This window comes from Paenibacillus marchantiae, from assembly GCF_028771845.1.
Lineage (GTDB): Bacteria > Bacillota > Bacilli > Paenibacillales > Paenibacillaceae > Paenibacillus > Paenibacillus marchantiae.
The window spans coordinates 3,325,204-3,344,197 of sequence record NZ_CP118270.1 but is presented as its reverse complement, the minus strand read 5'-3'; the positions used below and the strand labels follow the sequence as shown (position 1 = coordinate 3,344,197).

Annotated in this window: 19 protein-coding genes; 8 read left to right on the top strand and 11 right to left on the bottom strand. The window is 47.2% G+C overall.

Features of this window, described 5'->3' with window-relative positions:
* Positions 1-41 precede the first annotated feature (41 nt).
* Entirely contained in the window at positions 42-1,121 is a 1,080-nt protein-coding gene (locus PTQ21_RS15420; protein ID WP_175381611.1) for a tetraprenyl-beta-curcumene synthase family protein, read from the bottom strand.
* A 179-nt stretch (positions 1,122-1,300) separates the two neighbouring features.
* Between PTQ21_RS15420 and PTQ21_RS15415 the strand changes: the two genes are divergently transcribed.
* Both PTQ21_RS15415 and PTQ21_RS15410 read left to right on the top strand, forming a co-directional pair.
* A complete protein-coding gene (locus PTQ21_RS15415; RefSeq protein ID WP_079694853.1) occupies positions 1,301-2,641 on the top strand; it encodes a multi antimicrobial extrusion protein MatE in 1,341 nt (446 codons plus the stop codon).
* 36 nt (positions 2,642-2,677) lie between these two features.
* On the top strand, positions 2,678-3,847 hold the full coding sequence (locus PTQ21_RS15410) for an MFS transporter (RefSeq protein WP_063564874.1): 1,170 nt from the start codon (positions 2,678-2,680) through the stop codon (positions 3,845-3,847).
* Positions 3,848-3,994: 147 nt separating this feature from the next.
* Here PTQ21_RS15410 and PTQ21_RS15405 read toward each other — a convergent pair whose 3' ends face one another.
* Positions 3,995-4,192 carry a cold shock domain-containing protein gene (locus PTQ21_RS15405; protein WP_017689394.1) on the bottom strand — a complete coding sequence of 66 codons (198 nt, stop codon included), beginning with the start codon at positions 4,190-4,192 and terminating at the stop codon, positions 3,995-3,997.
* Positions 4,193-4,355: 163 nt separating this feature from the next.
* Here PTQ21_RS15405 and PTQ21_RS15400 point away from each other — a divergent pair, with 163 nt between their 5' ends.
* The 5 genes from PTQ21_RS15400 to PTQ21_RS15380 all read left to right on the top strand — a co-directional run bounded on the left by PTQ21_RS15400 (position 4,356) and on the right by PTQ21_RS15380 (position 8,452).
* Positions 4,356-4,589, top strand: coding sequence for a hypothetical protein (locus tag PTQ21_RS15400; RefSeq protein ID WP_024629225.1), 234 nt, complete (start codon positions 4,356-4,358; stop codon positions 4,587-4,589).
* Between the two features lie 3 nt (positions 4,590-4,592).
* A complete protein-coding gene (locus PTQ21_RS15395) occupies positions 4,593-4,778 on the top strand; it encodes a hypothetical protein (RefSeq protein WP_024629224.1) in 186 nt (61 codons plus the stop codon).
* A 200-nt stretch (positions 4,779-4,978) separates the two neighbouring features.
* Positions 4,979-6,769, top strand: coding sequence for an oligoendopeptidase F (gene pepF / locus PTQ21_RS15390; protein ID WP_274570512.1), 1,791 nt, complete (start codon positions 4,979-4,981; stop codon positions 6,767-6,769).
* Between the two features lie 135 nt (positions 6,770-6,904).
* Entirely contained in the window at positions 6,905-7,294 is a 390-nt protein-coding gene (locus PTQ21_RS15385; RefSeq protein WP_063564876.1) for a LapA family protein, read from the top strand.
* A 117-nt stretch (positions 7,295-7,411) separates the two neighbouring features.
* On the top strand, positions 7,412-8,452 hold the full coding sequence (locus tag PTQ21_RS15380; protein ID WP_090805122.1) for a M42 family metallopeptidase: 1,041 nt from the start codon (positions 7,412-7,414) through the stop codon (positions 8,450-8,452).
* Between the two features lie 189 nt (positions 8,453-8,641).
* Here PTQ21_RS15380 and PTQ21_RS15375 read toward each other — a convergent pair whose 3' ends face one another.
* The 9 genes from PTQ21_RS15375 to PTQ21_RS15335 form a co-directional block, all read right to left on the bottom strand.
* Positions 8,642-9,580 carry a hypothetical protein gene (locus PTQ21_RS15375; RefSeq protein WP_072732300.1) on the bottom strand — a complete coding sequence of 313 codons (939 nt, stop codon included), beginning with the start codon at positions 9,578-9,580 and terminating at the stop codon, positions 8,642-8,644.
* Positions 9,581-9,746: 166 nt separating this feature from the next.
* A complete protein-coding gene (locus tag PTQ21_RS15370; RefSeq protein WP_072732299.1) occupies positions 9,747-11,681 on the bottom strand; it encodes an ABC-F family ATP-binding cassette domain-containing protein in 1,935 nt (644 codons plus the stop codon).
* Between the two features lie 79 nt (positions 11,682-11,760).
* Entirely contained in the window at positions 11,761-12,339 is a 579-nt protein-coding gene (locus tag PTQ21_RS15365) for a TetR/AcrR family transcriptional regulator (RefSeq protein ID WP_063564880.1), read from the bottom strand.
* Between the two features lie 13 nt (positions 12,340-12,352).
* Positions 12,353-13,162 carry a DUF92 domain-containing protein gene (locus tag PTQ21_RS15360; RefSeq protein ID WP_063564953.1) on the bottom strand — a complete coding sequence of 270 codons (810 nt, stop codon included), beginning with the start codon at positions 13,160-13,162 and terminating at the stop codon, positions 12,353-12,355.
* 237 nt (positions 13,163-13,399) lie between these two features.
* Complete coding sequence (locus PTQ21_RS15355; RefSeq protein ID WP_063564881.1) at positions 13,400-14,173, bottom strand: ABC transporter permease; 774 nt, start codon at positions 14,171-14,173, stop codon at positions 13,400-13,402.
* Between the two features lie 16 nt (positions 14,174-14,189).
* On the bottom strand, positions 14,190-14,966 hold the full coding sequence (locus PTQ21_RS15350) for an ABC transporter ATP-binding protein (RefSeq protein ID WP_064639210.1): 777 nt from the start codon (positions 14,964-14,966) through the stop codon (positions 14,190-14,192).
* Positions 14,967-14,993: 27 nt separating this feature from the next.
* A complete protein-coding gene (locus PTQ21_RS15345; RefSeq protein ID WP_090948932.1) occupies positions 14,994-16,049 on the bottom strand; it encodes an ABC transporter substrate-binding protein in 1,056 nt (351 codons plus the stop codon).
* 21 nt (positions 16,050-16,070) lie between these two features.
* A complete protein-coding gene (locus tag PTQ21_RS15340) occupies positions 16,071-17,510 on the bottom strand; it encodes an aryl-sulfate sulfotransferase (protein ID WP_274570387.1) in 1,440 nt (479 codons plus the stop codon).
* Positions 17,511-17,560: 50 nt separating this feature from the next.
* Complete coding sequence (locus PTQ21_RS15335; RefSeq protein WP_274570386.1) at positions 17,561-18,118, bottom strand: MarR family winged helix-turn-helix transcriptional regulator; 558 nt, start codon at positions 18,116-18,118, stop codon at positions 17,561-17,563.
* 364 nt (positions 18,119-18,482) lie between these two features.
* On the opposite strand from PTQ21_RS15335, the gene PTQ21_RS15330 reads away from it, so the two are divergent.
* The gene (locus PTQ21_RS15330; protein WP_274570385.1) at positions 18,483-18,884 is read left to right on the top strand and encodes a hypothetical protein; all 402 of its coding nucleotides are present in this window, start codon (positions 18,483-18,485) and stop codon (positions 18,882-18,884) included.
* Positions 18,885-18,994 lie beyond the last annotated feature (110 nt).

The following is an 18,994-nucleotide window of genomic DNA, read 5'->3' as shown; positions in this document are numbered from 1 at the left end:
CCTCTAGTTTCACTTCAGGCTCCCACCACAATACGCCTGACTTACATATGCTTACGAATCCAGCGGCTAAAGATAAAGAAAAATACTCTTGTCATCGGACTATTCTTCATCAGACGCTTGGAAACGACGCGAACTTCCTGTTGTTCGCTGACTTTGGGATCAGACAGGTAAATGGCAAGCAGTCCTTCGATAATCATCCGGTGGAACGAACTTCCCGGAATCTTCTGCACATCACTGCGGGCCATCTCCACAATAAAAGCAATTCGGTCCAGCATTGTCTCCACATTCTCATAATAATTGCAGAAGTTGAGATCTCCTCCGATGCGATCTTCATCCTGATCGATTAAATAATCGAGCATAATGTGCAATGCGCATACATGAGGAAAATAGGCAGTGTGGATCGAAGCCGCCTGCTCCTCTGTCAGCTGATCATCACTCGCAGCCAGAAACAGCATGAATACGCCCAGCGTAGAGCCGGTAGCGGCGGCAAATTCGTTCCAACGGAACTGAGGTGTGCGGTGACGATGTTCCGACCACCATTCCAGCAATGCCGTTTCTCTCAGTTCCGGCTTAATGTGCTTATATACCTGCAGGTCCGTGTATAGGCCTGCCAGATCCTGAATTTGAGGCTTGGCGGATGCATAGCCTGGCAGCTGACGGGTCAGCTCCTGACATGAGGTCACCAGATTCCTTAGGTATCCACCATCATCCTGCTCCTCACGGAGCGCGTAATAATTGACAGGGGTTGCTTCGGGATCTACCGCATCAAGCATTGATTGATGGAGAAGCCGAAAGTCATTCGGGTCCATCGATGTACTGCGATCACACAGATTGTCCAAATAATCACTAATAGTCTGATATGAAACGATCAGTGGAATCAGAATGTGCCTGTTCGGCAAATCAGGTAAAGCATAAACGGTCCCGCCTTCACAGTGGAACTGCTTGTCCCTGAGACTGGCCAGTGCCTGATTGCGCAATTCCTCATTCGGAATTTTCTCAGCCTGGGCACGCCATCCATCCAATTCCTTCCGCGTTTCCGGAATGGTGTATTTGTACACCCCTCTCATCAATGCCAACGGTCCACGCGGATATTGATGACGATTTCGATTTGATTGGCTCAAAATAAATGTGCCTCCACTTGGTTGAATACGTATTAGAGCGATTTTTAACCAATCCTATTATAATATGATCCCCTTAATTGTACAAATGATCTCCCGCATATTCCGCACAAAAAATCGCATCCGCTTCCAAGGCTTTGTGATATACTAGGCATATTTCATCCATCAAAGGAGTCGTTGACATGACGTCAAGTGAACCACTTTCGTGGAGACGGTTATTTGCATTTTTTGTGCCGCTTGGCATATCCGCCTCTCTCGTTACCATCTCGCACGTGATCATTAACAGCACACTCGCACGTTCCGCTCATCCCGAGACGGTCATTGCCAGCTACGCTATCGCCGGTAGCCTGCTAACTCTCACCGAGCGCCCTTCAACCCTGCTGCGTCAAACCTGTTCGGCGCTGGTTCGGGACCGCCTTTCCTTTCAGGCCCTCACGTTTGTGACCAAAATATTTCTCGCTTGTGTACTTCTGATCGGATTTCTCATCGTATATTCTCCCATTGGAACAGGTGTATTCAAATATCTGTTCGGCGTAAGCCCGGAACTGTTATCCAAAGTGATCGACGTCTACGAGATTCTCATGTATGTCAGCATCTTTTCGGTCATCCGTAACATCTATCAGGGCATCATTATTACGAATAACCGTACGAAATGGCTGACAATCGGCATGTTATTCCGTCTTGCCGGCATGTATGGCCTGTCCTTGTATTTCATATATACAGACAGCATTGACAGTGGACGTGTAGGCGCTATCATTTTCGCCGCGGGTATGATGATTGAGGCTTTGGTCAGTTTTCTTGAAGGTAACAGCATCAAACGCAAGATGCCAGCCAAGTTGGAGGATCATCCCGTTGAAAACAAGGCAGACGTCTTTCGCTTTTACAAGCCGCTGTTATTATCCAGTTTCGTGGCCCTGTTTATCGGACCCGTTATTAATATCGTACTTGGCAAAACGACCGGGATAGCCTTGGCCATCTCTTCCTTTGCCGTTGCGAGTAGCCTGATGCAGCTGATGCTAAGCTTTTTTACATACATCCACCAAATCGTGCTGAATTTCTATCTTGTTGATGCCAAACTGGTGAAGAAGTTCGCACTGGTCACCGGATTTGTTCCTTTTGCCATGACCATATCGATTGCTTACACCCCGATTGGACCGTGGGTATTGGAAAATGTAATGAGCGTTCAGGGCAATCTGCTACAGCAAAGTTTGTGGACGCTGCGTGCGTTTGTACTGTTTCCGCTGATTTCACCTTTTCTCGACTTCAGCAATGGTTTGATTCTGCTGCGCGGACAGACCAAAACGATGTTCCGCTCCCAGACGGCCAATGCCATATGTACGGTGATCGTCCTGCTCATTCTGGTCAGTATATTCCCTGCGTGGAACGGCATGATCGGTGCAGTGGCTCAATCCCTCGGACTGCTTGCCGAGCTTGTCATTGTCTGGCTTGTCATCCGGCGTACACAGAAGGAACCTACCATGTCTGTACCCTCATCCGGAAAATCATCTTCCCTCAAGGGATAATAAATTTGAACTGTAATCAAGAATGGAGCTTTCATCATGAAATCAAGTCATACCGCCCGGCCAGATCAAAACTGGCTGCGGGCACTTATGTTCACCATCTTCGGTTCCACCGTTTTGGTGGTATCGTATTTCCAGCTTTACTTCAGTCATCTAGGATTCAGTCGGGCCGAAATCGGTTACCTCTACGGAATCGGTCCTCTCGTCTCCGTATTCTCCAACATGTTCTGGAGTATGGCCAGTGACCGCTACAAAACTGTACGCAAAGTGATGATCATCTTGCTTGCCGGGCAACTGATCACAGGTGTCATGCTTGCCAATGCCACAACCTTTGGTCAGGTGTTTGTACTGGTGGCCCTGTTTTACTTTTTCTACTACCCGGTTTATCCACTTTCCGATACGATGGCGATTACAACCGCGAGCAAATATGGACGTAATTTCACTTCCATTCGTGTATTTGGCTCGATCGGATATGCGTTCTTTGCGTTAAGCATTGGATATTTTCTCGGATCTTTCGGACCGGGATGGACGATGTGGGTATGTATCGCCCTGGCCGCGACTACTCTTCTGATCGGTTTTCGATTAAAAGAGCAGCCTTCGGGCAGCAGCACTAAAATGGATCTTTCGGGTCTGTGGTCCATCTTGAAACGAAGGGATGTCCTCACCTTTTTCGGTTGCGTTTTCCTGCTCGCTCTGGGTCACCGGATGAATGAAGCCTTTCTTACCATTACGCTGAAAGATCTAGGTGCCAGTGAAGGGCTGATCGGCTGGTCCCTGTTGATCTCTTCGGTCAGTGAGATTCCAGTGTTTTTGCTGCTAAGCAGATACGGCAATCGCTACAAAGAACTTCCTTTGCTCACGATCGCTGCACTGATGTATACGATTCGCTTATTTCTGATGTCCATCTCAGATACACCCGCGGCAGTCGTTGCTATTCAGACGATGCATAGCGTGACCTTTGGCATCTTCTACGTGACTGCAGTCCGTTATATTACCCGCCTTGTTCCGGATGGCTATCGCGCCACTGGTATGGCCTTGTTCACCATTGTGTGGTCCAGCGCTTCCGGTCTGCTCAGCGGAACACTGGGAGGATTGCTGCTGGAGCATACCAACAGAAACACCTTCTATCTCACTGCGATGGCGTTTTCCCTGGCCGCACTTGTTGGATTTTCCATGAAGCTTTGGTCAAGCATGACTAGCCGCACATAAGCATCCAACAAGGATTTCCCTTATGGATCTCAACATATCAAAACATATCAAAAAAAGCACAGCCTCCCATGGGGGGACTGCGCTTGGGTTCATATATTCAGCTAGAAGCCAATCATTTATAAGAAATCCGTTTAACCGGAAATATTCTTACAATTTGTTTACGTTAGCTGCTTGAGGACCACGGTTTCCATCAGTAATTTCGAATTCTACCGCTTGACCTTCTTCCAATGTTTTAAAGCCGTCGCCTTGGATTGCGGAGAAATGTACGAATACGTCCTCGCCGCCTTCAACTGAAATAAAGCCATAGCCTTTTTCTGCGTTAAACCATTTAACTGTACCTTTCAAATGAACAACCTCCTAAAAATATCGCCATCTATGGCGAATACCCTTATTATACTGTATGACCTTCTACATTGCAATTTATCTTTTCCATAAAAGTCGAAAAAATTTGCTTTGAATCCAAGGGTACGGTATCATTTTACCAAAACCGTTAGTTTGGAGACTACCTATGATAAAAAAACATGAAATATACAAAACAGACAAGTGGAATATGATGACCGTAGAAGTTCAAGGCAAATATCTGGTGCTTCGTGAAATCTCGGAAGAATGGGGAGAAGAATGCCATACATTCCTCAGCCGTCCTGCGTTGATGCACTGGGCTGAACGTCGCTTCCCGAAAGAAGATTTTGAGAACCGCGAGGACGAATGGCGTCAACTGATGGCTGCCTTCAAAGGGGTCTAGCCCATGCAGCTTGACTCAAGCAATGTTGTCATCTTTATTATTCTTGCTTTTTCCCTAGGAATCGTGCTGATTCTGGGACGCAACTCCATCCCGGATCGTTTAAGACGGGGCATGGCTCTGATTGCCACCCTGCTGATTTGTTTCGCATTTTTCCTGATCGTTTACTTTTTGGTCAATATGGGAGCCTAGCTTCTTCAAATATTTCAATGCCCCTCAGGTCATACTATACGGGATTATTCGTATAGTGAGGAGGAAGGCCGTTGAAATACCGCAAATCGCTGTTCATTCTGCTGGTACTTAGTCTGATTCCTTCGTCTCTCTCCGCACAAGCGAGTGGGACGAAGGCAGCTTCGTCTATATATTCTTCACTTCATCAAAGGAGGATTCCCATGAGTCAACTATTGAAACGTTCCGAGGTACCTACTGAACAAACATGGAAACTGGAAGATCTATTTGCCGATCAGAAAGCTTGGGATCAGGAATATGAAGAAGTATCGTCTTTGACCAAGAAAGCCTCCGAATTCAAGGGCAAACTGAACAAACCTGAGACACTCAAAAGCTGTTTTGAACTCGAAGATGAGATCAGTCTCAAAACCGAACGCCTCTTTGTGTATGCACGGATGCATCAAGATGAAGACACAGCTAACCCTACATATCAAAACCTGTCCCAAAAAGCACAAAAGTTAAGCGTGCAGGTTGGTGAAGCACTATCTTATGTTACACCCGAAATCTTGTCCCTTCCGGATGATCAGTTGGATGCCCTCATCTCCAACGAGAAACTCTCTGCCTATAAGTTCACATTGGAAGAGATGAAACGTGAAAAGGCTCATGTACTGAGCCAAGCCGAGGAAGCATTGCTCGCACAGGTGGGTAACCTGTCCCAGGCACCACAGACCATCTTTAGCATGTTGAACAACGCAGATCTCAAGTTCCCGAAAATCAAGGATGAGCATGGAAACGAAGTGGAACTGACTCATGGCAGCTATATTCAGTTCTTGGAAAATCCGAATCGGGAAGTTCGCGAACGTGCCTTCAAAGCGGTGTATGAAACCTATGGCAAGCAAAAGAACACCATTGCTGCAGCTCTGAACGCTAACGTAACTAAAAACATGTTTTATGCCGATGTTCGGAAATACCCTTCCGTCATGGAAATGTCCCTTTACGGCGACAACATTCCGAAGGATGTCTATACCAATCTTGTGGATACGATTCATGAGAGCCTTCCGCTGTTACACCGTTATATGGACCTTCGCAAAAAATTGCTCGGCGTAGATAAGTTGCATATGTATGACCTTTTCGCCCCACTAGTGGATGAATACAAAATGGATATTACCTACGAAGAAGCAAAACAAACGGTTAAAGATGGACTGAAGCCGCTTGGCAAGGATTATGCAGACGCATTGCAGGCCGGCTATGATGATCGCTGGATTGATGTATACGAAAATGAGAATAAACGTTCAGGCGCATACAGTTGGGGAGCCTACGGCACCCACCCTTACGTCTTGTTGAATCACAAAGATAACCTGAATAGTATGTTTACACTGGCACATGAAATGGGCCACGCACTGCATTCCCACTATTCGGACACTACACTTCCGTATCGTGATGCACAGTACACCATTTTCCTGGCTGAGGTTGCATCCACAACGAATGAAGCCTTGTTGATGGATTATCTGCTCAATAAATCGACGGACCCCAAGGAAAAACTGTACTTGCTGACGTATTATGCAGATCAGTTCCGTACCACCGTATTCCGTCAAACCATGTTTGCAGAATTCGAAAAAATTATTCACGAGCGTGCTGAACAGGGTGAAGCTCTCACACCTCAACTGCTTTCGGAAATTTATTATGACCTTAACGTCAAATACCATGGAAACAGCATGGTGGTGGACAAAGAAATTGAAATGGAATGGGCGCGTATTCCCCACTTCTATAACAGCTTCTACGTGTACAAATATGCGACCGGCTTCTCAGCAGCGACCAGTTTCTCCAAGCAAATTCTGGAAGAGGGCCAACCTGCCGTGGACCGTTATCTTGGATTCCTCAAGAGCGGTGGCAGTGACTATTCCATCAACATCCTGAAAAAAGCAGGAGTGGATATGTCTACGCCAGAGCCGATTCGCGAAGCTATGAGTGTGTTCAAGGAACTGATTGAGCAAATGGAACAACTAACGAAATAAGGTTGCTTTCTCGTCCATGTGACCTGATCCCTTGCCCAAATGGGCAAGGGATTTTATAATCAAGCAAGATGCAAGCTCCATGAATTAGGGTAATTGCTTACATAGTTCTGAATTGTTCAACAAGGAGGCACCACCATGAAAATGCAATGGGCACTCATCGCAGGTCTCGTTTTTGCATTACTTACCGGAATTTTTGCGGTCATTAATGTGGATTCCGTTCAAGTAAACCTGCTATTTAACACGGTTCAAATCCCGCTGATTCTGCTCATTCTTGGCTGCACCCTAATCGGTGGAATCATTGTAGGGTCTTATGGCATCTTCCGCCAATATCGACTGCAACGCGAGAACAAGCAATTGAAGCTGCGTGTATCCGAATTGGAAAGCTCCGCAGCAAGCAGCTCTTCCTCCTCTCTGGATTCGTTTAAATCGATGGATACATTCGGAACGACCGATTCGGACAACGCTTCTGTGGAGTCCGATTCCATTCAGAGTCAACGAAAAGGAAATCCTTCGGGTACGCTGTAACACATCAGAGGCAGCCTGCTGGCTATCGAGAATGGAATTGTACATTCTGCCAGACAGGCTGTATTCTCTTTTTAGAACAACTTTCTGCATATTTATTAACGAGGAGGAAATTTCTATATGAGTTTTACCATTGACGAATCCTATGTCCTATCTTTTCTGAAAAAGTTACTTGATACTCCCAGCCCTAGTGGCTATACCCACGATATTATTGAGATGATCCGCAAGGAAGCTGAATCACTTAATATCGCTTTTGAATTGAACAACAAAGGCGGAGCTGTGCTCACATTGCCTGGGCAGGATTCTTCCAGAACGATCGGACTGAGCGCACATGTGGATACATTGGGAGCCATGGTGCGTTCCATCACTTCCTACGGCACACTGAAGCTTACCTCTGTCGGTGGGTTTACCATGAACAGTATCGAGAATGAGTATTGCACCATCCACACACGTGATGGAAAGACCTATACAGGCACCATCCTCTCCCTGCACCCATCTGTACACGTCTATCCAGATGCACGCACGTTTGAGCGAAGCGAGAGCCATATGGAAGTGCGTATTGATGAAGTGGTCTCTTCCAAGGAAGATGTTCTAGCATTAGGTATCTCTGTAGGGGACTTTATTTCCTTCGATGCCCGTGCGGTCATTACGCCCAGCGGATATATCAAATCGCGTCACCTTGATGATAAAGCCAGCGTAGCTGCCTTGTTCGGTATCCTGGAATCTGCACATCGAGAAAACTGGAAACCAATACATAACGTTTCGCTACTTATCTCGAACTACGAAGAAGTTGGACACGGAGCATCTTATATTCCTGCCGAAATCAGCGAATTGATTGCTGTAGACATGGGCGCAATGGGTGACGACCTTAGCTGCAAAGAGACGGATGTATCCATCTGTGCCAAGGATTCGTCCGGACCATATGACTACGATATGACCACTCGACTGATCGAACTTGCCAAACAAGCAAACCTTGATTATGTTGTTGATATTTATCCACAATACGGCTCCGATGGCAGCGCAGCATTACGTGGAGGAAATAACATTCGCGCCGCATTGATTGGGCCGGGCGTTCACGCTTCTCACTCCATGGAACGTACGCATAAAGACGCTGTCCTGAATACAGCGAGACTACTGGCTGCATATATTACAACCAAATAAATTGTGAACACACACATGGACAAGTAGAATGGCAATACAGCATTTGAATAAATGATCAGAGTTGTGATCTCGATTTTGTTGGGCATGCCGACATGGATCATCTATAATTCACCTATATCATATAAAAAAGGACACTTCAGCTTCTCCGTTTAGAGGCAAGCTGGAAGTGTCCTTCTTCTTTGAGATGGCTTAATTCGCTCGTTCAATATGTTCGCAATACCTACGTTCCAGAAGTTCCAACATCACCTTGTGCTCCCGAATCTGATTCTTCAGTACACGCATCGTGCTTCGCACTGCACTCAGTCCATCCTTCACCTGTGTTTCTGCTTTGCGAATTTTGTCTTGAACCATCCAGTCTACAAAGAGATTATCGAAGAAATAGTCTGCGAATGAAAGCAGGCCTCCAAGGTGTAATTCCGTGTTTACAGCCATCTTCACATCCTCTAGCTCCTTCTGAAATCGGCGAAGACGTCTTCCGGCATCCATAATGGCAACCTGAGCATCATCCATTCTACTGCGCTTAATATGAGTCGAGATCATACCCCCACCCATCATGTCGTATACTCCCCAATTTCCCGCAGAGGACAAAGCCTTTTCAGCGCGTTCAAGTGCATCGAGCAGATACTGCCCCTCTCGATCCGCCTCATTCAGCTCCTGAAGCTCTCCTGAGAGATGTTCCCGATCCTCAGCCATTTGCTGCAATTCTGCATCTTTCTCCAGCAGATCGTTTTCCTTTTTGCCCCATAACACCTTGTAATCACTTTGCCAGAATTGATATTGCCGCTGTCCGTCCAGCTCCTGTTGCACACGCGAACGCTGCTCCTGGATATCCGTTAACATCTGGCTTGCTGTATCGTACTCTGCCTTACTTTCCATCAACTCCAGTTCTTCTTTCTCCAGTCGATCCTCTTTTTTGCCGATTAAATGATAAAAGAATGCTGATAAAGTCATGCTGTTGAGTCGATCAACATCGTTTTGTTCCTTCTGTAGGTGCTCCAGACGCTGCTGTACTTTCGTTTTCCATTCCGCTTCCTCCTGATTCAGCTTCTCCAGCCGATCATTCCATTTCTCGTACATTCTTCCCTTTTCCTTGATCACTGCCAATTGTTCATTCAGTTCTCTGTACATGGATGTGGAGTTCTCCCCCTTCTATGGAATTCTTTATTTAATAAACGGTTTGAATATGGTTAACGTTTCATATAAATTCATTTACATCAATTCAAAAAAAATCGCCCTCCCCCAAAAGACAACTGCAAGTCGCTTTTGAAGAGAGGACGATTCAATAAAATATACTTTAAGACTTGCTGTTTTCAATCTGTTCCGCAAGCTCATTCAGAACTGTCCAGCGTTCCATCAGTTCATCCAAATGACGCTCCGCCTCCGCCTGCTCTGCCATTAACTCCTGCAGACGAGCTGAATTGCTGAACGATTCTTCCATCTCTTTATTAATTCGGGCGAGATTGGCTTCAGCCTTCTCGATATTCTCATCAATCTGGTCATATTCACGCTGTTCCTTGAAGCTGAACTTCAGCTTAGGTTTCGCCGCCGAGGCAGCAGGTTTACTTTCCACCGTAGCCGGTTTCACTTTAGCTGCTGTTCCCGTCGCACTTTCCTGAGAAGATCCAGGGGCATTTTTCAGCATCCATTCTGCATATTCACTATAGTCCCCGACATGTACACGCACAGCACCGCCACCTTCAAAAGACAGTACTTTATCCACCGTCCGATCCAGGAAGTACCGGTCATGGGATACGACAAATACAACACCCGGGAAATCATCCAGGTAATCTTCGAGTACAGCGAGTGTCTGAATGTCCAGGTCGTTCGTCGGCTCATCCAGTAGCAGAACATTCGGTGCAGCCATCAGTACACGCAGCAGGTATAGACGGCGCTTTTCTCCGCCAGACAGACGGGAGATTGGTGTCCACTGTGACGCAGGGGTGAAGAGGAAACGTTCCAGCATCTGAGCTGCAGTAATGAGAGATCCATCGGCCGTTTTCACATTCTCAGCCACTTCCTTGATGTACTCAATAACCCGCAGAGATTCATTCATCTCCTGATGCTCCTGAGTGAAGTAGCCCAGATTAACCGTCGGGCCCACAACAACCTCCCCGGCATCAGGTTCAAGCTTGCCGGAGATCATTTGCAGTAAGGTTGATTTACCACTGCCATTCGGACCGACAATACCTACCCGGTCACCAGGTACCGCAATGTAACTGAGATCTTCAATCAATTTGCGGCCATCTGCCGATTTGCACAGATGCTCGATCTCCAGTATTTTTTTACCCAAACGAGTGGAACCCACCGATACCTCCAAAGAGCCTGACCGATTTGGTCCTTGTTGATCCTTTAACTCTTCGAAACGATCAATTCTCGCTTTTTGTTTCGTGGTCCGTGCTTTTGCACCGCGACGAATCCAGGCGAGCTCCGTACGCAGCAGATTTTGCCGCTTTTGTTCAGATGCGGATTCACGCTCTTCACGCTCAGCCTTCAGTTCCAGGTAGCGAGTATAGTTGGCCTCATATCGGAATAAACGTCCATGATCCAGCTCCAGCATCACATTTGCTACACGATCCAGGAAATACCGATCATGCGTGATCATGAGCAGGGCGCCACGCCGTTTTTGCAAATACTGTTCCAGCCAAACTACGGAATCATTATCAATATGGTTCGTAGGCTCATCCAGAATGAGCAGTTCGCAGGGATGAATCAGTGCAGAGGCAAGCGCTACCCGTTTGCGCTGTCCACCAGACAACGTACCCATCAGCGCATCGAATTGACGAATGCCCAGTTTGGACAGAATGCTCTTCGCTTCACTTTCCATCTGCCAGACCTGAAGCTGCTCCATCTCCTGGTTCAAGCGCAGCAAACGCTCTTGCAGCGCCGGATCGGAAGGATTAAGTTCCAGTAGCTCCATTGTTTCTGTATACTCACGTACCGTTTTCATCTCCGGGCTGTCGCCCTCGAATACTTGTTGCAAGACCGTATTATCCGGGTTAAACTGCGGATTCTGTGCCAGGAACTGTATACGCACGTCATTACCAATCGAGATCTGTCCCTCATCCGCTGGCTCCATACCTGCAATGACACGCAAGAATGTGGACTTCCCGGTTCCATTGACACCAACGACACCAATCTTGTCCTGATCGCCCATACCGAATGAGGCGTCTTTAAACAATATTTTCTCGCCATAGCTTTTCGCAACTTGCTCTACCGTCATTATGTTCATTGGTCGTAACCTACTTCTCTGTAAAATAAATTCAATATGAAGCTGCACTTAAGATGCAATGCAACTACGCTCACTCACGCTATACTTGCAAAAAGGAACGACATCCGTCCAGAAACAGAGCTGCTGCAAAGGCAATTCGTTTGTTCAGATGTTCCTCGTTAAACTCTGGATTCAGCATAATATCCATCTTTAGCCGATCGAGAATCCCGATATAAGCTTCTGCAAGCAGCACAGGCTCAGGTACGCCAGCATTCTCTAACACCTCACGCACCATGCTCATATATTCATTCATAAATGCCTTCATGAATTTCATCAGATCCGGATCATTATTGGGCGCCATGAAAAACATCTTGGTATGATTGCGACGCTCATAATAATACGTCAGGTGAGTCTTGGCTATCGCACCGAGCTTATCCCCCGTACTCTGATGTGAGTTTAACGCATAAACCAGGCGACTGATAAAATTGTCGCAGTCACGCTTGGATACAGCAACAAATAATTGTTCCTTATTTTTAAAATATAAATAAATGGTGCCTTTCGCGATGCCCGCTTCGTCCGCAATATCGGACATTTTCGTCTCATAGAATCCTTTTGAACCGAAAATACCGTAAGCTGCATCCAGAATAGCCTCCGATTTGTCTCCTTGCACAGTGCTCAAACGCACTCCCTCCCTACGACGCCAAAATGATACCCAAACCGATCGCCAAACATCCGCCGATCAATGAACTGAGCACGTTTACCAGATCATTACTCATCCAAGACCAGCCACGCGATCGAACGGTTTTGTGTCCACAATGCTCACTTACCTCGACCTCACGGCCGCACACAGTACAACGATACATATACTGAACCGTTGCGCCCAGATAGGAATCGGCAAAAGCTCCAGCCAATCCGCCGATAAGGCCGACACACGTCCAGCTAAGCAGACTCAAGCCTTCGATCCCGGCAATCGAGGAAAAGAAGAACGCTCCTGCCCCAATTAGAGCTCCGCCTATGGCAGCAGCTAGTGTCCCAAGTAATGAAACACCTCCAGAGGTACCTGGAGTCAGCACCTTCCACGTCACGACAGAGCGTGGTGGCTTACGGCTGAGACTTCCCCACTCGGTTGCCCATGTATCTGAAGTAACGGTAGCCATGACACCGATAAAAGCATACATCCAGGCTGGGTGTGGGAGGACCCAGTTCCCCAGAACAAGAAACATGCCGATTCCACCGTTAGCCATAACCTGTCCAGCATCACGATTACCCGTCTTGGCATACGATTTCTCAAGCTCCTGCTTGCGATCCTTGCGAAATTTGGAGAACAGCGTTGAGGTAATAAAAAACAACAGCAGTGTTCCAAACCAGAACAGGTTGCCCGCTCCGTAATATATCGTACCCATGATCACAGCCGCGAGGCAGCCGGACAGGGTTAGCGACTTCTTCGCGTAGGCAGCACCCGCCACAATAAAAGCGCATACGGCGCCAATAATCCAGTCCATAAGTTCTCCTGCATGTGGCAGCATCCATGGCCCACATGACGTTTTATATTTTTGAAATTCAATTATACCACGGTTTGATCCCAATGCCGAAACTCCCTAGCCCCGCATACAAAAAACCTGATTCAGCAGCTTTGAAAGCTACCAAATCAGGTCTATGATATTGCGATAAAACTGAGATGAGTGATCCTTCTTCCGTTTGACCAAGAATTCGAGGATTACATCACCTCAAGTTCCAGTTCAGACCCGCTTCGTCCCACCAATTACACCATAACGGTAGAGCACGCTGCGACCAAACCAATTGAACAACCGATCGGTGAGGAAGCCCATAAAGCCCAGAGAAATCAGGCCGACAAAGATCCAATCTGTGCGAAAGAATAATCGGGAATTCCAGATCAGATAACCCACGCCTTCATTCGCAGCAATCATCTCTGCGCCGATAATAGCCATATAGGAAGTGCCCATTGCCAGTCGTACCCCCGTGAAGATATACGGAGTCGTCGCCGGAACAACGACATGCAGCAAAATCTGCCATTCGTTGGCTCCCATACTGCGGGCTGACCGGACCTTGTCTTCTTCAATGGAGAGTACACCTGTCAGCGTGTTTAACACAACGATGAAGAACGTTGCATACATGATGAGTGCAATCTTCGATTGCTCCCCGATTCCGAACCAGACCAGGAATAGAGTAATGAATGCAATCGGCGGAATAAAGCGGATAAAATTAAGGAAAGGTTCGGCAAACAGCCGGATCATATGAACCTTGCCGATAATCAGCCCTACCGGGATCGCTATCACACTGCCAAGTACCCAACCCGCAAGCACACGTGTAAAGCTAATTCCGATATACTGCATCAGTGTACCGTCAGCAATCAGTTCGCGAGCACCAAGAATCGTATCCCAAGGACCGGGAATCACGTCGGGTCCATAGAGCATGGCTCCAAGCTGCCAAATCAGAATAACCGTCACCCACAATAGAGGGATAGACACCCACTTCTTCTCCAACCATCTCATCTTGCTATCACCTCAATTATTCTTCAAAATGGCTTTGAATCTGATCATATAGCGTGTTGAACTCAGAGGAGGCAATGTTCCTTGGATAAGACAGAGTATTGTCGTAAATATCCGTTATCTTGGAAGAAGGCCCTACTGACATAATTCCTATCCGCTGACCCAGCAAGAGCGCCTCCTGAATATCATGAGTGACAAAAATAACGGTCTTGTGGGTTTCCTGCCAAATATTGACCAGCTCTTTCTGCATCGTACGCCGAGTCATTGCATCCAATGCTCCAAAGGGTTCATCCATCAACAGGATGGCCGAATCGTTGGCTAGCACCCGGGCCAATTGCACCCGCTGCTTCATGCCACCTGACAGCTCCTTCGGAAATTTGGCTTCATGACTACCCAGTCCAACAAGCTCGATGTATCGGTCTGATATCGTACGCCGCTGAGATTTTGGCACCTTGGACATCCGAAGTCCAAACTCCACATTCTCCCTTACGGTAAGCCACGGGAAAAGAGAAGAATCCGCCTGCTGGAATACCATGGCCCGATCCTTGCCTGGCCTATCAATCTCCTTATTATCCACCTTGAGCTGACCGCCCGACTTAGAGATAAAGCCTGCAATCATATTTAGAAGCGTGGACTTGCCACATCCGCTGGGACCGAGCAGGACAAAGAATTCCCCTCCCTTGATGACCAGATCGACATCCTTGATAATATAGTGTACATCCCCATGGGTGGGGGCATTGTATGTTTTACGAAGCTGCTCGATACGAATCGTATGCTGATCTGCAGGTAAGGACATGAGAACACCTCCAATGCAATTTGCGAGTTATTTGCTATAAGTCACTTTATCTGGCAGTGCCTGCTTCAGGAGCTCCAGGTTCAGTTTGTTATCGAGATCAAAATCGTGTTCGATGATCCCGTTATCCACCATATATTGCTTCTGCCCTGCCAGACTGTCATAAGCTGCCTGGGTAAATCCAACTTCCCATGGATTGATTGGCAGATCCTTCAATGTGGCCTCCTTAGGCTGCTTGGTTTCCTTATACATCAGGTCTGCAACCTCTTCAGGATGTGCCTGGGCATACACGGAGGCTTCATTCAGCGCCGCGAGAAAACCACTCACCGTTTCAGGGTTCCCCTGGATGAATTCATTGCTTGCTACGAGCCCCATCCCAAGACGTACAGGGGTTTGGGACATATCGGTGAGCTGATGCACACCTTCAAGCGCATCGAATTTATCAGTCAAGGCGGAACCAATGACCCAGGTTGCATCTAGATCGCCCTGCTTTAGTGCAATGTAGGCTTCGTCAAATGCTCCCTGTCCCACCTGGGTTACATCAGTTAGTTCCAGTCCCTGGTCCTTCAAATATTCATCCCACAGATAAGGAATAAACGTACCGCGGATGAAACTTACTTTTTTACCTTTCAGATCGGCTCCACTCTGTATATCATTCTTGGCATACAACTTCCACGCAGCTGCCGCTTCATTCGTAGCCTGACCTGCGGAAGCAATGACAGAGTAATCCCCTTTTGCCAAAGCGTTCAATACAGGAAAGTCAGCTCCGTACGCAATATCCACCTGCTTGATAAACAGTGCATTTACACCTTCCGCTGGCGAACCAAACGTAATGCTCTCTGCATCAATGCCGTGGTTTGCAAAGAAACCTTTGGCAATGGCTACCCTGAATGTTGGGTTCGTACTTGTATCTGCGATCCGGACTTTCACTTTTTGGGCCTCTGTGCCGGAGGCACCCTTTGCTTCGGATACCGATTCGTTTGCGGAACATCCCGATAATATCAATAACATAGATAAGAGCATTAATAACGCACCAGTTAAGGTGGATGGTTTTCTCACAATATGCACCCCATTCGTTCTAATCATTGTTCGTCGCTCTTCGCCACCTTACTTGCCTTCATCTGACGTTGCCACACAGGCTGCACCTTCAACAAACGGCAGTGTTACTTCAACACTTACAACGGATGAAGAACCTTTGGGCGCTGCTCCCGGCACTCTGTAGGCGGAAACATCAATGGCTTCAATAGCAACCTCTTGGGGCTTCTCCAGCTGTGGTACCCAGTGATAAGGCACGCGATACGAACGATAGACCATATTGGTGTTCCGTCCATCCTTATAAGGGGAAATATATTCCCAAACCAGCTCATACTCGGATGTAACCTCGAACAGTCTGCCATTGGAACCTTCAGTAATTAGCGTGTTTCCATTAGGCAAGCGCTGAGCGGAGCTGATATACGGACTATAAAATTTATAGGAATCTGTCGGAACGGAAAATCCGGCTTCTGCGGATGTATATTGCCAAACGATCTCCAGGGTCACCGGATTGATCTCCAGTACGCGTGAATGATCGCGAACGGCGTGTTTCAAGCCGTATGGAGAAGCCGGATTGGGCAGGCCATAACCGGCCCAGCCGCCATTGTCGAATACCAGCAGATTCCCCTCTCCAGGCAAACCTTTGGGAATGATATGTGCATGGTGCTGTCCAATAATGGTGCCAATATGCTTCACTTCAGGCAAAGAGTAATCCGGCCCTAGTCTCCATACGATCTTTCCACTCTGTCTGTCGGTTATTGCGATAATATTTGCTTCTCTGGCATCCCAGATAATATTGTCGGGATGGAACCGCTCGTCTCCATGTTCATAGAAATGGTTTGGACCAACATAAGAAGCTGAATTAATATGTAGCCAATCCCCCACCCCACCACCGAGATGTCCAAATGAGCGTGTGTTCGGGTCACGGAACAGAACATTACGGGCGGCCTCATCGAATCCAAGTTCCTCAAAGTGCTCGTTCGGCAGCCATTCCCATAATACATTGCCCTCCCAATCCACTTCTATAATCGCATCATCGAGCAAAGGCTTATCCGAAATGGACGGGTTGTTCACATTTTTATGAGCAAGAATCAAAGTCTTCCCGCTCTGTGTCTTTGGTGCAAGCCCGGGGGCGTAATATCCGACAGGATTGCCTTCACGCTGAAAATCATGGTGCTGACGTGCGTACCACAATGGTTCATATCCTGGATCTTCAATGTGTTCGTAGCTGTTGTATTTCCATACAATATTGCCATCCCAATCCACCTGAACCAAATCGACGTTGTCCTGGATACCGAACTTCGGATCTCTTCGCCCCGTGCTGCCCAATACGAAGCCACCAGGGAAAACTTTGGCCGGAAAGCCCAGCAGCCCCTTCCACAGGTGAACCTCCTTACCATTCATATCAATCAGTACAACACCTTCCTCGCCTGCCTGATAGACGGTATAACCGCCCCAAGCCTTATCAGGGTTATATACGGTTGCCCCGGTTGGATAAATTGTTGAATGCCCCATTGATCATCTCTCCCTTGGTTGGTTTGTTTGTTTTCACATTGGATCAAACGTTAATAACTGAGATAATTGCTCTTTTCGGTATTCTCCCTCTGCTTCTGTTCAGGGTCACTTTTGATGGACGGATCGGGTCCCTGCTTCCCGTTGTTCTCTGCCAATTCCAGCAGCGTATCCGAGAACCCCTCCAGATTCGCTATCACCCGCTCATAAAATTGGCTTTGCTGCTCCAGTTCCTCCGTCGTAAAGCCCTCAAACAGAAGCGTGATACATCGGGCACCGATATTGCTGTTCCGTGCAAACATCTCCCGCCCACTGGCAGTAATGTCGAGCAATACCGTCCGACGGTCATCTTCCTTGCGCCTGCGGATCGTAAGTCCCTTTTTCTCCAACTTGTCTGTTAACGCTGTAATGGCACCTGAAGTGAAGTCCAGTTGTTCAGCCAAATCCCCTAACCGCTGTTCCCCTTCACGAATGATTTTGTGCAGGATGAGCATGCCCGGTAAACTGACCCCCTCTACCGATATACGATCTCGTTCTTTCACGAATCGTCTGACCATTTTACGAAACAACCAATCTGTCTTCTCCAACGCTTCCCAGTCGTTATTGCTCATTTCATCCTCCCTGTCTAACTGAAACGACAGCAAATACGAAAAAAGGCTCCCGCGGACATTCCATAGTGGAGTAGTCCCGGGAGCCTTTGGTGGTCCAATCAGCTCGCTTCAGTTCAAATTATTTCACTGTTCATTTAATTAGTGTTAAAATAATTGAGTTCATCATATAACCCACTAACCCAACCTGTCAAGTGTGAATTTAAATTTGTTTTTTCGTAGCCAGATGTCCCTCATATTTAGATAACTTATCCGGTTTTAAGTTTCACTTCAGCTTTCCCGGTTACACTATCCTCAGAGCGTTACATCAAACCAGCTACGATTCAGTTCGTACTTAACCATAGAAATGAGGATAACACATATGAATATGAAGCGCGTAATCATTGTCGGAACAATGATTGTTACCATGTCCTTCGCCGGAACAGCCTGGGGCAGATCAGCGATATCCCCTATACCTTTGACGAAATGGTCCATCGTTAACATCGATACCAAAGACGAGAGCGGAGATGAGTTGCTGAGTGCTCTGAATCAACAGTCGGAAGATGACTTGGTTCAGGATCTGTGCGCGGGTAAATCGCTGAGGATGATTGCAGATGAAAATGATGGTGATTTTAACGAGGTTGTCGCATTGCAAATAAGGCAGCTCAGGGAGCAATTAGATCAACGACTCGCAAGTGGAAGTATTAGCGCGGAGCAACACGCAGTGCAAAGCAGTGAACTGGAGGAGTTGGTCACGGAGAGTGCCAATACAGCCTACAACTTGGCGTAAATGAAAAGTCTCCCATGTGCTATGGCAGAGAATGAGGGCATGGCAAAAAGGAGCGTCGAAGCGCCCCTTTTATCTGTTTCATATTTGCTCTAAGTAAGCAGATTGATGAT